Consider the following 13189-nt stretch of genomic DNA (forward strand, 5'->3'; position numbering starts at 1 on the left):
CAGGGGGAGCCATGCAACCAGGGGGGAGGGTACGGCGGTTCCGGACTTCCATTGTCCGTTCCTTGACGAATCTCACCCGACGTGCGGAGCCGCCGGCACAGGACCCGGACAGCGGGAGTCCGTCCACCTCTGTATCCAGGCCGGGAAGCGAACCGTGCAGGCCGCCGGACGGAACATCAACGGCAGACCCCGTGCCGAGCAATGCCGGGGCGCCTGCCGGGGACAACAAATGGTCCACCATAGGTGGCGTGGCAGGTGGCTTGATCACAGGTATCGCGGCAGTCCTGGCCGTCGTCGTCACCACACAGCAGATGCGGGCCGACATACGCGCGACGCATGAGGAACAAATCGCGAATCGCTATACCGCCGCAGTGAACAACCTCGGCAATGAATCGGCGGATGTGCGACTGGGGGGCGTCTATGCCCTGCAGCGCATCATGCAGGACTCACCGCGGGACCAACCGGCCATCGTCGACGTTCTCTCTGCCTATGTCCGCACGCACGCACGCTCGTCCGGACGGGAGAGTGCGGGGTACAAGGGCCGGCCCGAAGCGGATGTGCATTCGGCGTTCGAAATCCTTGCACGCCGGAACCCCGACCATGACGGCGCAGCGGCAGTGGATCTGCGCGAGGCGTACCTGCCGCAGATAGCCCTGCGCAGGTGGTACGGCCCGGACTCGGACGAGGGGGACGTGGACCGCCCGCGTCTGAGCAGGGCCAACTTGAGTGGCGCGAATCTTGCGTCTTCGGATCTGAGCGGTGCGGACATGAGCGAGGTTTTCCTCAGCGGAGCGAAGCTGCCGTCGGCGGACTTGGACGATGCCGACCTGCGCTCGGCCACGCTGTTCCATGCCGACCTGACCAACGCGACGCTCCAAGAAGCTCAAATGGCCCGTGGGAGCTTCGTAGAGGCCACATTCGTCAATGCGTCTCTCCGGGGGGCTGATTTGCGTGGAGCGGATCTCCGTGGGGTGGATCTGAAAGGTGCGGATCTGAAAGGTGCGGATCTACGCGGCGCGGATCTACGGCCCGCGCAGCGCCGCAAGGTGAACGGCAAGGAAGTAGGACGTGAGACGGGGAGAACCACGCGGGTGACAGTGGAGCAGTTGGCTTCCACCAAGCTCGGCCCTCGAACGAAGCTGCCATCAGAACTGGCAAAGGATGCGCGGCTCAAGAAGCGGATCGCCGAGGGAAAGAGCAAGGAGGACTGAGCGGCACTGGTGTGAACGGAGTGGCAAGCCCCGGGGACAGTGCACACGCGTCGCCAGGTACTCGTACGAGATGGACGTCCCCCCCCCGGAAAAAATCCGTTGTGGTCCGGCCCCCCGCCCCCGGACAGTGGACCCATGACGACGTCCCTCACGCCGCCCCCGGGCCTGACCGTGCGCCCGGCGACCCTCGGTGACACGGCGGCCGTGTGTGCGCTGCTCAATGAAGTCGACCTGCTGGAGATCGGCCGGGCCGACACCGAGCCGGCCGAGGTGCAGGCCGACTTGAAGCACCCCGAGGTGGACCTGGAGCGGGACTCCTGGCTGCTGTACGACGGTGACCTGCTCGTCGGGTACGCGCTGCTGTGGGACGAATCAGGCGGCGAGCGGATCGACGTCGACCACTACGTCCTGCCCGGCCGCCCCGAAGGCTCCCTGCACCTCTTCGACCTGTTGGAGGACCGCGCCGCGGAGCGGGCGGCGGCCAACGGCGCGGCGCGAGCCGTCGTGCACCTCCACCTCAACACCGCGCCCACCACGGACCCGGCGGCCCTGCGCGCACGAGGCTGGCGGACCGTGCGCCGTTACAACGTGATGGCACGTCACATCGACCCCCAGACCGACCCGTTGCCTGCGCCCCCGCCCGGAGTGACATTGCGGCCGTGCCTGGCCGAAGAGGACCGCAGGCGCGCCCACGACCTGCTCCAGAAGTGCTTCGCGGAGCACTTCGACCACCAACCGCGCACGTACGAACAGTGGTTGGACGACATCGACGCCGAGCGGGTGGACTGGTCGCTGATCTGGGTCGCCCACGTCGAGGGGCACGGTGACGCAGCCGTGCTGCGCACCCACAACGACCGCGCGTCGATGGGGTGGATAGGCAACCTCGGCGTCCTGGCCGAGGCCCGCGGGCGCGGCATCGGCAGCCACCTCCTGCGCCACGCCTTCGGGCACTACGCGGCACTGGGCCGCGACCGGATCGGCCTCGGCGTGGACACCGACAACAACAGCGGAGCGCTCACCCTGTACGAACGGCACGGCATGACCCTGGACCACGCCGTCGACACGTGGGAGCTGATCCGCCCGGTCTGAGACCTCCGACGGGGGGAGGCCTCAGACCGGGGCACGTGCCCGGCACGGCCCGGCGAGGAGCGGGGCTAGCGCAGCCCACTGCCGAAGAGCGCCGCGGTGTTCGGGGCCGCGACGTCCTTGGGGCCGAAGGCCACGGACTTCCTCGCCGTCAGGCCGCTGGACGTGCCGCGCAGCGACCACACCGCGCCGGCCTGGGCGTTCTCCGCGACGGAGGACGCCGCGAGGTCGCCGTGTCCGTCACCCGTGACGTCGAGCAGCGACACGGCCGACCCGAAGAAGTCGCCCCTCTCGGCGACCCCGGGCACGTCCGCCGTGTTCTGGTGGAAGGCCTGGGCCCCCGTGCCCGTCACGCCGTCGGCGCTGCCGCGCACGAGGACGACCGCGCCGGCGTCGGCGACGTCCCGGACGTTCTCACCGACCACCCCGAGCGCGACATCTGCGTAGCCGTCGCCGGTCACGTCGCCGACGGCGACCGAGCGGCCGAAGCCGTCACCGCTCTCCTCGGCCCCGGGAACGCCCGGCAGGTCCTGGTCGAACTTCTGCACACCGTCCTTCAGGCCGTCCGCCGAGCCGTAGGCGACCATGGCCCTGCTCTCGTAGTCGCTGTCGCCGACGACCAGGTCGTCGTAGTGGTCGCCGTTGATGTCGCCGACGCCGAGGGCGCCGCTGGAACCCGGCGCGTCACCCCGCTTGAAGCCGGTGGCGGTGCCGTACAGGACGCTGTTGCCCCACTCGCCGTCGCCGTAATAGTCGTTCATGGCGATGTCGGCGCGGCCGTCGCCGTTGATGTCGCCGACGGCCTGGGGGACCACCGGGCCCTTCACGGACTGCGGCCCGTCCACGCAGGTCTCGGGCCGCTCACCGCACGACGGGCCGGGGCGCTCTTCGTCCTCGTAACTCCACCACTGCGACTTGTCCATGAAGTCGAGCGTCGCGGCGGGGGTCCCGGTGCGCTTGAGGGGGCCCTGCCACAGGCGGGCACCCTGGGGGGTCGCGTCGTCGCCGTAGTAGCCCACCCCGGCGAACAGCGCGAGGTCGGTGGTCCCGTCACCGTCGAAGTCCCCGGCCTGCGGCCTGAAGCCGTACGTGGCGACCTTCGTGCCGCCGGTGAGGCCAGAGGCGGAACCCCACAGGATCACCGAGCCCGCCGCGGAGCCCCGGCCGGCGCTGCCGACGACGAGATCGGTGAAGCCGTCGTGGTCCAGATCGCCCTTGGTGAACGAGTCGCCGAAGGCCTGCTTGGCGGTGGCCGCGCCCGGCACGCCACTGGTGGAGCGGCTGATTATCTTCTTGCGGGCGGGGTCGAGGCCGTCCTTGGAGCCGTACGTCACCACCACGTACCCGGCCTTCGCCTGGCCGGAGACCGTGCCGCCCGGGGCACCGACGACCAGGTCGGCGTAGCCGTCGCCGTTGAAGTCGTCCGTCGGCCGCACGGCCCCGCCCACGCGGCCGGCGTCCCGCGCGGCCGCGTGGGCGGCGGTGCCCTGCCCCAGTGCCCAGGCCGAGAGGCCGCCGCCCACCAGCAGGGAGGCGGCGATCAGCGGCATGGTGACACGGGCTCTGCGGCTGGTGAGCGACATACGTCTTCCTCTGTTCCTCAGGTGTTCTTGACCGGTCAGTTGGACCTGCCGTGCGCACCAAAGGTTGTACGGCGCCGCTACTGCGGCACACTGAGGACGAAGTCGAAGTCCGCCTCCTTCGCGTTGCCGACGGTACGGACGTTCATGAGCAGCCGGGGGTCGAATATCGTGTCCGTGTTGTTGCGCGGCTCACCCGGGAAGTACAGCTGCGTCGTGAGGATCGGGCGCCCGGGGGCCTGCACCTTGACGTGCAGGTGGCGGGTGCGCCCCGGGTAGAGGCCCGGCACGATCGTGGAGAGCTTGAACGCGCCGTTGGCGTCGGTGAACTGGTGCCCACGGAAGCGGTATCCCACGTTGTCGTACGCTCCGTAGGTGTCTGCCTGCCAGAAGTCCAGCAGCGCCCGGGGGATCGGTTTGCAGGCCAGTCCGAAGACGTAGCCGGTGACGGTGAGGCGCACGCCGGGGGTGCCGGGCTGGACCAGAGAGGTGCGCTGCGGCGAGTTGCGCTTGAAGTACGGCCCCTCCATCTGCGGGATGGTCGGGTCGTCACCGTCGTCGCAGGTGGGCGTCGGCTCGACCGCCTCACCCCGCTCGCCGGCGGTCCGCGCCAGCGCGGGCGCTCCCCAGAGGGTCAAGGGCACACTCATGCCCATCGCGGCGGCGGCCCGCAGGACGGTCTTGCGGCTCGGGCCCTTGCTGCCGTTCACACCGGTGCCGCCGGATGCGCCGGCTTCGGGGGTGCCGTCACCGTCGGGGATGCCGATCTCGTTGTCCATCGCTCGCTCCTCCTGAGCCGTAAGGGATGGGTGCGTTCCGGATCGGCTATGAAGCTATGCGGGGGAGGAGGACCCGACGATGGACTGGAGCCGGTGGTCGTGGTGAATATCGCCACCGCCGCGCCGGAAGTCCCCGGGGCTCGCGCCGGTCTCGCGGCGGAAGAAGCGGCAGAAGTACGCCGGGTCACCGAACCCGACCCGCCCCGCCACCTGACGGACCGACAAGTCGGTGCGCAGCAGCAGGCGTTTGGCCTCGTGCACCCGGGTCTGCCGGATCAGTTCGCCGGGCGTGCGGCCGGTGGAGGCCTTCACCGCCTCGCTGAGGTAGCTCACCGAGACACCCAGCCGCGCCGCGCACGACCGCACCGACTGCAGGGCACCCTCGGGGCCGGCGAGGAGCGTCACGAAATCCGTGGCCACCGAGCCCGGCCGGGAGTGCGGCGCTCCCTCGTGGGGCACTCCCTCGTGCAGCGGTCCGGACGCCGCCGGAGATGTCCGCAGGGCGGGCAGCCGCGCCGCCCGCACCACCAGGATGTGCAGCAGCGCCCGCAGAACGCCCTGGAACCCCTCGGCCCCCGACCGGTACTCGCCGTCCAGCTCGGCGACCAGGCGGGCGGCCCAATCCGCCGCCTCCTCGGTCAGATCGAGGCAGGAGCGCCGGGCGAGCCCCCTCAGGATGTGCCGGTCGGCCGGATGGTCGAGGAGGAAGTCGTCGGTGAACAGGATGACTTGGCCCTCGAGCCCGGCCACGCCGTCCCAGTGGTGGACCTGTCCGGGGGCGATGAAGCACAGGTTCGGCGGCCGCAGCGTGAAGCGGCTCAGGTCGACCACGTGTCCGCCGCTGCCGCCTGTCACGTGGACGATCTCGTGGAAGGTGTGCCGGTGCGGGAAGGGCGCGCGGGACATGGGCCCGATGGTGTCGAACGTACCGATGGCGAAGGGCAGGGTGTTGGGCATCGGCACCTGCAGCCGATGCGTCGGCATGCCCTCCTCGCCCGGCTCTCCGTTGTTGCCCTGACCCGGTAAGACGGTGGTGCCGCGCATGCGCACGCTCCTCCTCGGCAGCTGACCTTCCGGGCCGCTGGTCCGGACCAACGGCCCGGAACCACGATGGCACGCGCGACCGCAGTCGGGCAGAGGGCGTGAAGGCTCCCGCCGAGCCCGCCGAGCCCGCCGAGCCAGCCGAACCGGCCGAGCCCGCCGAGCCCGCCGAGAGCGACGCAAACTGTCCCGACGGGCCAAGTGTCCCATTGGGACAGTTCGAGGAGTACAGTCGAAAGCATGAGCAGCACACAGGGCCGCAGGACCCGCAAGGTCCAGGAGAGCCGGGCCACCATGGCGAACGCCGCCGTGGACCTGGTCCTCGCCCACGGTCTCGACCAGGTCACCGTCGAGACGATCAGCGACCGCGCCGACGTCTCCCGCCGCACCTTCTCCCGCTACTTCGCCGGGAAGGAGGACGCCGTGGTCGACGCCCTGCGCGCCGACTACGCGCGGATCAACGCGGCGCTCGCCGCCCGCCCCACGGAAGAGACCCCGCTCACGGCCTACTACCGGGCCCTCCGCGGCTGGCTCGACGACGAACCGACCGCCTGGCACCGCCCGCCCCGCTCGGGCGACCTGCTCCGGCTGCTCCACGAGGAGCCGTCGCTGCTCTCCGCCTACCTGCGGGTGCGGGACGAGGCCGAGACCGAGTCGGTGGCGATCGTCGCGCGCCGGCTCGGCCTGGACGCCGAGCGCGATCTGCGCCCGGCACTCGCCGTCTCTCTCGCGGTCGGGGCGTTCGGCACGGCCGTACGGTTCTGGATCGCGCCCGGCGCGAGCACCCCCCTGCCGCAGCTCATCGACGCGGCGTTCGCGGCCCTGGCCGACGAACCCGCACCCCGAACCACCACCACGTGAAACCAGGCACCACCATGAGCACCAGCACCATCAGCACAGTCGGCGTCACCGCTACGGCGGAGTTCGCCGGAAAGACCGCCCTCGTCACCGGCGCCGCCTCCGGCATCGGCCTCGAGGTCGCCCGCCGCCTCGCCGCGGCAGGAGCGGCCGTCGTCGTCGCGGACCACAACGAACAGGGCGCGCGGGACGTCGCCCGGTCGCTCACCGAGGCCGGCGGCCGCGCCGCCGCCGTACGCGTCGACGTCACCGACCCCGAATCGGTGCGCCAAGCCGTCGAGTTCACCGTCGAGACCTTCGGCGGTCTCCAACTGGCCGTCAACAACGCCGGGATCGCCGGAGCCTCCGCCTCGACCGGCGAGTACACGGTCGAGGACTGGCGGCGCGTGATCGACACCAACCTCAACGGCGTCTTCTACTCCCTCCGGTACGAGCTGCCCCAGCTCGTCGCCGCGGGCGGCGGGGCCGTCGTCAACATGTCCTCGATCCTCGGCACGAACGGCTTCGCGGGCTCCTCCGCGTACTCCGCCGCCAAGCACGCGGTGGTCGGACTGACCAAGAGCGCCGCCGTGGAGTACGCGGCACGGGGCGTGCGCGTGAACGCCGTCGCCCCCGGCTTCATCGACACCCCGCTGCTCAAGGGCGACGGGGCCCAGCGCAGGCAGCTGATCGCGCTGCACCCGCAGGGCCGCCTCGGCACCGCCGACGAGGTCGCGGACCTCACGCTGTTCCTGCTCTCGGACCGCGCCTCGTTCATCAACGGCAGCTACCACCTCGTCGACGGCGGCTACGCGGCCCGCTGACCCGGCCGTACGAGTAAGCAGAGCGGCCGTACGAGTAAGCAGAGACAGAAGAAGAGGTACCCCGGAATGTCAGCCGAGATGAAAGCCGTCCAGTACCGCAGCGTCGGCGCCGCCCCCGAGGTTGTCACCGTCCCGCGGCCCGAACCGGGCCCCGGCCAGGTGCTGTTGAAGGTCACCGCCGCAGGCGTCTGCCACTCCGACATCGCCGTGATGAGCCGGCCCGCGGAGGCCCTCGGCTTCCCGCTGCCGCTCACCCTCGGCCACGAGGGCGCAGGCACCGTCGCCGCGCTGGGCGAGGGCGTCACCGGGCTCTCGCTCGGGGACTCCGTGGCCGTGTACGGGCCGTGGGGCTGCGGCACCTGCCTGATGTGCGCGCAGGGCAAGGAGAACTACTGCACGCGCGCCGCGGAGCTGGGCATCCGCCCGCCCGGACTCGGGGCGCCCGGCGCCATCGCCGAGTACATGATCGTGGACGACCCGCGCCACTTGGTCCCGCTGGACGGTCTCGACCCGGTGACCGCCGTGCCGCTCACCGACGCGGGCCTGACGCCGTACCACGCCGTCAAGACCTCACTGCCCAAGCTGCTGCCCGGCAGCACGGCCGTGGTCATCGGCACCGGCGGTCTCGGGTACGTGGCGATCCAGCTGCTGCGTGCGCTGACCCCGGCGCGGGTGATCGCCCTCGACGTCACCGAGGAGAAGCTGCGCCTGGCCCGCGAGGTCGGCGCCCACGAGGCCGTCCTGTCGGACGGGGCGGCGGCGGGCAGGGTGCGCGAGCTGACCGGCGGCCTGGGCGCCCAGGCGGTGTTCGACTTCGTCGGTGCGCCGCCCACCGCCGCGACGGCGACCGCGTGCGCCGCGGTGGAGGCGGACGTCTCGATCGTCGGCATCGGCGGCGGAGCCGCGTCGGTCGGCTTCGGCACGACCCCCTTCGACGTGGCCGTCCGCTCCCCGTACTGGGGCAGCAGGGCCGAGCTGATCGAGGTCCTGGACCTGGCCAGGGCCGGGCTGATCGACGTCCACGTGGAGACGTACGGACTGGACGACGCCCCCACGGCGTACGAGAACCTGCACGCGGGCCGCGTCAACGGCCGGGCGGTCATCCTGCCGAACGGCTAGCTCAGGCCGTCCGCTCCGGGGCGATCTCGGCGATCAGGCCCTCGACCAGGGTCTTGATCTCGTCCCGGATCGGGCGGACCGCCGCAACGCCCTGGCCTGCGGGGTCCTCCAGCGGCCAGTCGAGGTAGCGCTTGCCGGGGAAGACCGGGCAGGTGTCCCCGCAGCCCATCGTCACGCAGACGTCCGACTCCTGGACGGCGTCCACGGTCAGCAGCTTCGGGGTCTCGGCGGAGATGTCGATGCCGACCTCGCGCATCGCCTCGACCGCGGCCGGGTTCACCTCGCTGCCGGGGGCGGAGCCCGCCGAGCGGACCTCGACGCGGTCGCCCGCCAAGTGGGTCAGCCAGGCGGCGGCCATCTGGGAGCGGCCCGCGTTGTGGACGCACACGAACAGGACGGAGGGCTTGTCGGACATCGCGAGGTCTCTCTGGTCGGCGTCAGCTCCCGCTGGTGACGTCAGCACCCGCCGGCGTCAGCGGTCACTGGCATCAGCGGTCACTGGCATCAGCGGTCACTGGCATCAGCGGCTGCTGATGTGAAAGTATCAGCCCATGATGACGTCAGCCAACACTGAACTGATCCGGGTCGTCGCCGACCCGCTCCGGCTTCAGATCGTGACCCTGCTCGCCCACGAGACGCTCTGCACCACCCACCTCGTGGCGGAGACGGGCGCCCGGCAGACGAACCTCTCCAACCACCTCCGCGTCCTGCGCGAGGCGGGCGTCGTGGAGACCGAGCCGTGCGGCCGCTTCACGTACTACAAGCTCCGCCCGCAGATCCTGGACTCGCTGGCCGAGATGTTCGGCGAGCTCGCCGAGACCGCGCGGACGACGATCGCGACCGACCGCAAGCGGGCCTGCTGATGGCCGCGGCGGACCCCGGAACCACGTCGCCGCCCCGGGACGGCACGGACGCCTCGATCGTCGCCAGGCTCTCCACGCTCGACCGGTACCTCGCGGTGTGGATCCTCGCCGCGATGGCCGTGGGGATCGGTCTCGGCCGCCTCGTCCCCGGCCTGAACGACACCCTCGCCGAGGTCGAGATCGGCGGCATCTCGCTGCCGATCGCCCTCGGCCTGCTGGTCATGATGTATCCGGTCCTGGCCAAGGTCCGCTACGACAAGCTCGACGCCGTCACCGGCGACCGCAGGCTGATGGTCTCGTCACTGGTGATCAACTGGCTCGTCGGCCCGGCCGTCATGTTCGCGCTCGCCTGGATCTTCCTGCCGGACCTGCCCGAGTACCGCACCGGCCTGATCATCGTCGGCCTGGCCCGCTGCATCGCCATGGTCATCATCTGGAACGACCTGGCCTGCGGCGACCGTGAGGCGGCCGCCGTGCTCGTCGCGCTCAACTCGGTCTTCCAGGTCGTCGCGTTCGGCCTGCTGGGCTGGCTCTACCTCGACCTGCTCCCGGGCCGGCTCGGCCTCGGCGACGGCGAGAAGCTCGACATCTCCATGGGCGAGATCGCCCTGAACGTCGTCATCTTCCTCGGCGTCCCGCTGCTCGCCGGATTCCTCACGCGGCGGGTGGGGGAGAGGAAGCTGGGACGGGAGCGGTACGAGTCCCGTTTCCTGCCCAGGATCGGCCCGTGGGCGCTGTACGGGCTGCTCTTCACGATCGTCATCCTCTTCGCCCTGCAGGGGAAGACGATCACTTCGCAGCCGCTGGACGTGGCCCGGATCGCGCTGCCGCTGCTGGTCTACTTCGCCGTGATGTTCTTCGGCACGTTCCTGCTGGGCAAGGCCATCGGCCTGGCGTACGACCGGACGGCGACCCTCGCCTTCACGGCGGCCGGCAACAACTTCGAGCTCGCCATCGCCGTGGCGATCGCCACCTTCGGAGTCACCAGCGGCCAGGCCCTGTCCGGAGTCGTCGGCCCCCTCATCGAGGTGCCGGTCCTGATCGGCCTGGTGTACGTGGCGCTGTCCTGGCGCGGGAAGTTCACCTCCCGGTCCGAGAAGCGCGGGTAGCGCGGGCCGTTGGCCGGCTCAGCATGTGGCCCATCGCCGTGAGGACGGACGGCTCGACGCGGTAGTACACCCACGTCCCGCGGCGCTCGGAGGTGAGCAGGCCCGCCTCCTTCAGCTTCTTCAGGTGGTGGGACACCGTGGGCTGGGAGACGCCGACGTCGGAGATGTCGCACACGCACGCCTCGCCGCCCTCGTGCGAGGCGACCAGGGAGAACAGGCGCAGCCGGACCGGATCGCCGAGGGCCTTGAACATCGCGGCCGTCCGCACCGCCTCCTCCGCGGTGAGGGGCCGCTCCGTGAGGGGCGGGCAGCAGGGCTCGACGTCCGGCTCGAGCAGCGGCACCGTCTTCGCATTCGACATGCGTCCTATGTTGACACGCTTCTATGTCGACGTTCATCGATGCAGGGGTGATTCCGGCCGCTCCTCGGCCTCCCCGCGGCTCAGGGGCCCGTCACTCGGGCTGCAGCCACAGGGTCGCCAGTGGGGGCAGCGTCACGCGCAGGCGGGCCGGGAAGGCTCCGGTGGGCTCGTGCTCCGCTCGCAGCGGACCCGCGTTGCGCACGTCGCCGCCGCCGAACCCGGCCGCGTCGGTGTTGAGCGTCTCCCGCCAGGCGCCCGCCGTCTCGGGCACCCCGAGCACGTAGTCGTGGCGGATCACCGGCGAGAAGTTGCTCACCGCCAGGAGCGGCGTCCCGTCGGCGGCGAAGCGCAGGAACGCCACGACGTTGTCGTGGGCCGCATCCGCGTCGACCCAGGCGAAGCCGGCGGGCACGGTGTCCTGCTCCCACAGCGCGGGCGTCGCCCGGTACCGGTGGTTGAGGTCGCGCACCAGCCGCAGCACACCGCCGTGGTCCGGTTCCGCCGGATACGACGGGTCCAGCAGCCCCCAGTCCATGCCGTGCTCCGGCGACCACTCGGCGCCCTGCGCGAACTCCTGCCCCATGAAGAGGAGTTGCTTGCCCGGGTGGGCCCACATGAAGGCCAGATAGGCGCGGTGGTTGGCGCGCTGCTGCCACCAGTCGCCCGGCATCTTGGACACCAGCGCCCGCTTGCCGTGGACGACTTCGTCGTGCGAGATGGGCAGGAGGTAGTTCTCGCTGTACGCGTAGACCATCGCGAAGGTCAGCTCGTTGTGGTGGTACTGCCGGTGCACGGGCTCGTGCTGGATGTACTCCAGGGAGTCGTGCATCCAGCCCATGTTCCACTTCAGGCCGAAGCCGAGCCCGCCGAAGCCGTCCTGGCCGACGTGATCGGTGGGCCGTGTGACACCGTTCCACGCGGTCGACTCCTCGGCGATGGTGACCACCCCGGGGCAGCGGCGGTAGACCGTCGCGTTCATCTCCTGCAGGAACGACACCGCGTCGAGGTTCTCCCGGCCGCCGTGTTCGTTCGGCGCCCACCGGCCGTCCTCGCGGGAGTAGTCGAGGTAGAGCATGGAGGCCACCGCGTCGACGCGCAGCCCGTCGATGTGGAACTCCTCGCACCAGTAGACCGCGTTGGCGACCAGGAAGTTGCGCACTTCCTTGCGGCCGTAGTCGAAGGTGAGCGTGCCCCAGTCCGGGTGTTCGGCGCGCCGGGAGTCCCCCGGCTCGTACAGCGGCCGGCCGTCGAACTCGGCGAGTGCCCAGTCGTCCTTGGGGAAGTGCGCGGGCACCCAGTCCACGATCACGCCGATGCCCGCCTGGTGCAGCGTGTCGACCAGGTGCCGGAAGTCGTCCGGTGTGCCCATGCGGGACGTCGGCGCGTACAGGCCGGTGACCTGGTACCCCCATGACCCGCCGAACGGATGCTCGGCCACCGGCATGAACTCCACATGCGTGAAGCCCGCGTCGGCCACATAGGTCGTGAGTTCCCCCGCCAGCTGACGGTACGTCAGCCCCGCTCGCCAGGACGGGAGATGCACCTCGTACACCGAGAAGGGCGCCTGATGCACCGGACGGTCCGCCCGGTGCGCCATCCACTCCCCGTCCGCCCACACATGGGTCGACCGGGTCACCACGGAGGCGGTCGCCGGAGGCGTCTCCGCCAGGCGGGCCATCGGATCCGCGCGCATGGTGTGCGTGCCGTCGGGCCGCGTGATGTCGAACTTGTAGCGGTCCCCCTCACCGATGCCGGGGAGGAACAGCTCCCACACTCCGGTCGACCCCAGCGAACGCATCGGGTAGGCCGCGCCGTCCCAGTGGCAGAAGTCCCCGCACACCCGCACCCCCCGGGCGTTGGGCGCCCACACGGTGAACCGGGTGCCGACGACGCCCTGGTGGGTCATCGGATGCGCCCCCAGCGCCCGCCACAGCTCCTCGTGCCGTCCCTCGCCGATCAGGTGCAGATCGAGTTCGCCGAGCGCGGGCAGGAAGCGGTAGGGGTCCTGGATTTCGGTGTCCTGGCCGTCGTACGTCACCCGCAGTTCGTACGCGGGGATCGACGCGAGCGGCAGAACGCCCGAGAAGAGACCGTCTCCCACGTCGTTCAGGCGCGCGGGCCGGCCGTCGACGACGACCGTCACCGCCTGGGCGTACGGGCGCAGCACCGTGAACGCCACGCCCCCGGGCACCGGATGCGCGCCGAGCACCGCGTGCGGGTCGTGGTGGGTGCCCGCGAGGAGGCGGCCCCGGCTCTCCTCGTCGAGCGGCGCATCGGACACGCGCCAGTCCTGCGTCCGGCCGTCGTCGGTGACGGTCCCCAAGTCGAGCGGCGGGGTGCGGAGGGTGACGGCGGGGGCGGGGGTGGAGGTGTCGGTGA

12 protein-coding genes and 1 pseudogene are annotated in these 13189 nt (G+C 71.0%); 7 read left to right on the forward strand and 6 right to left on the reverse strand.

Annotated features, from left to right (window positions below; translation table 11 throughout):
• Positions 1–248 precede the first annotated feature (248 nt).
• Together ACZ7LU_RS17745 and ACZ7LU_RS17750 are read left to right on the forward strand one after the other, a co-directional pair.
• Entirely contained in the window at positions 249–1211 is a 963-nt protein-coding gene (locus tag ACZ7LU_RS17745; RefSeq protein WP_471917159.1) for a pentapeptide repeat-containing protein, read from the forward strand.
• 135 nt (positions 1212–1346) lie between these two features.
• Entirely contained in the window at positions 1347–2300 is a 954-nt protein-coding gene (locus ACZ7LU_RS17750) for a GNAT family N-acetyltransferase (protein WP_471917160.1), read from the forward strand.
• A 65-nt stretch (positions 2301–2365) separates the two neighbouring features.
• Here ACZ7LU_RS17750 and ACZ7LU_RS17755 read toward each other — a convergent pair whose 3' ends face one another.
• From ACZ7LU_RS17755 to ACZ7LU_RS17765, 3 genes and pseudogenes are all read right to left on the reverse strand, one after another.
• Positions 2366–3880 carry a hypothetical protein gene (locus ACZ7LU_RS17755; RefSeq protein WP_471917161.1) on the reverse strand — a complete coding sequence of 505 codons (1515 nt, stop codon included), beginning with the start codon at positions 3878–3880 and terminating at the stop codon, positions 2366–2368.
• Between the two features lie 80 nt (positions 3881–3960).
• Positions 3961–4656, reverse strand: a pseudogene (locus tag ACZ7LU_RS17760) (dioxygenase family protein); the annotation flags it as partial.
• Between the two features lie 54 nt (positions 4657–4710).
• The gene (locus tag ACZ7LU_RS17765; RefSeq protein WP_471917162.1) at positions 4711–5700 is read right to left on the reverse strand and encodes a helix-turn-helix transcriptional regulator; all 990 of its coding nucleotides are present in this window, start codon (positions 5698–5700) and stop codon (positions 4711–4713) included.
• A 237-nt stretch (positions 5701–5937) separates the two neighbouring features.
• On the opposite strand from ACZ7LU_RS17765, the gene ACZ7LU_RS17770 reads away from it, so the two are divergent.
• From ACZ7LU_RS17770 to ACZ7LU_RS17780, 3 genes are all read left to right on the forward strand, one after another.
• Positions 5938–6558 carry an acyl-CoA-like ligand-binding transcription factor gene (locus tag ACZ7LU_RS17770; protein ID WP_471917163.1) on the forward strand — a complete coding sequence of 207 codons (621 nt, stop codon included), beginning with the start codon at positions 5938–5940 and terminating at the stop codon, positions 6556–6558.
• 14 nt (positions 6559–6572) lie between these two features.
• Positions 6573–7358 carry an SDR family NAD(P)-dependent oxidoreductase gene (locus ACZ7LU_RS17775; protein WP_471917164.1) on the forward strand — a complete coding sequence of 262 codons (786 nt, stop codon included), beginning with the start codon at positions 6573–6575 and terminating at the stop codon, positions 7356–7358.
• 78 nt (positions 7359–7436) lie between these two features.
• Positions 7437–8477 carry an NAD(P)-dependent alcohol dehydrogenase gene (locus tag ACZ7LU_RS17780; protein ID WP_471917750.1) on the forward strand — a complete coding sequence of 347 codons (1041 nt, stop codon included), beginning with the start codon at positions 7437–7439 and terminating at the stop codon, positions 8475–8477.
• Between the two features lies 1 nt (position 8478).
• On the opposite strand, the gene ACZ7LU_RS17785 is transcribed toward ACZ7LU_RS17780, so the two are convergent.
• Positions 8479–8892: an arsenate reductase ArsC gene (locus ACZ7LU_RS17785; RefSeq protein ID WP_468718691.1), complete on the reverse strand. Its 414-nt coding sequence runs from the start codon at positions 8890–8892 to the stop codon at positions 8479–8481.
• A 136-nt stretch (positions 8893–9028) separates the two neighbouring features.
• Here ACZ7LU_RS17785 and ACZ7LU_RS17790 point away from each other — a divergent pair, with 136 nt between their 5' ends.
• A complete protein-coding gene (locus tag ACZ7LU_RS17790; protein WP_398311740.1) occupies positions 9029–9340 on the forward strand; it encodes an ArsR/SmtB family transcription factor in 312 nt (103 codons plus the stop codon).
• On the forward strand, positions 9340–10449 hold the full coding sequence (arsB, locus tag ACZ7LU_RS17795) for an ACR3 family arsenite efflux transporter (protein WP_471917165.1): 1110 nt from the start codon (positions 9340–9342) through the stop codon (positions 10447–10449). The genes ACZ7LU_RS17790 and arsB overlap by 1 nt, the downstream gene beginning before the upstream one ends.
• On the opposite strand, the gene ACZ7LU_RS17800 is transcribed toward arsB, so the two are convergent.
• Both ACZ7LU_RS17800 and glgB read right to left on the reverse strand, forming a co-directional pair.
• Complete coding sequence (locus ACZ7LU_RS17800) at positions 10421–10810, reverse strand: ArsR/SmtB family transcription factor (protein WP_398311734.1); 390 nt, start codon at positions 10808–10810, stop codon at positions 10421–10423. The genes arsB and ACZ7LU_RS17800 overlap by 29 nt on opposite strands.
• Before the next feature lie 91 nt (positions 10811–10901).
• Positions 10902–13091: a 1,4-alpha-glucan branching enzyme gene (gene glgB / locus ACZ7LU_RS17805; protein WP_471917751.1), complete on the reverse strand. Its 2190-nt coding sequence runs from the start codon at positions 13089–13091 to the stop codon at positions 10902–10904.
• Positions 13092–13189 lie beyond the last annotated feature (98 nt).

This window comes from Streptomyces sp. NPDC039462 (assembly GCF_055639375.1).

Coding starts and splice junctions, on each gene's coding strand:
- ACZ7LU_RS17750 (WP_471917160.1), top strand. CDS start 1,347: ATGACGACGTCCCTCACGCCGCCCCCGGGCCTGACCGTGCGCCCGGCG.
- ACZ7LU_RS17755 (WP_471917161.1), bottom strand. CDS start 3,880: ATGTCGCTCACCAGCCGCAGAGCCCGTGTCACCATGCCGCTGATCGCC.
- ACZ7LU_RS17765 (WP_471917162.1), bottom strand. CDS start 5,700: ATGCGCGGCACCACCGTCTTACCGGGTCAGGGCAACAACGGAGAGCCG.
- ACZ7LU_RS17770 (WP_471917163.1), top strand. CDS start 5,938: ATGAGCAGCACACAGGGCCGCAGGACCCGCAAGGTCCAGGAGAGCCGG.
- ACZ7LU_RS17775 (WP_471917164.1), top strand. CDS start 6,573: ATGAGCACCAGCACCATCAGCACAGTCGGCGTCACCGCTACGGCGGAG.
- ACZ7LU_RS17780 (WP_471917750.1), top strand. CDS start 7,437: ATGAAAGCCGTCCAGTACCGCAGCGTCGGCGCCGCCCCCGAGGTTGTC.
- ACZ7LU_RS17785 (WP_468718691.1), bottom strand. CDS start 8,892: ATGTCCGACAAGCCCTCCGTCCTGTTCGTGTGCGTCCACAACGCGGGC.
- ACZ7LU_RS17790 (WP_398311740.1), top strand. CDS start 9,029: ATGATGACGTCAGCCAACACTGAACTGATCCGGGTCGTCGCCGACCCG.
- arsB (WP_471917165.1), top strand. CDS start 9,340: ATGGCCGCGGCGGACCCCGGAACCACGTCGCCGCCCCGGGACGGCACG.
- ACZ7LU_RS17800 (WP_398311734.1), bottom strand. CDS start 10,810: ATGTCGAATGCGAAGACGGTGCCGCTGCTCGAGCCGGACGTCGAGCCC.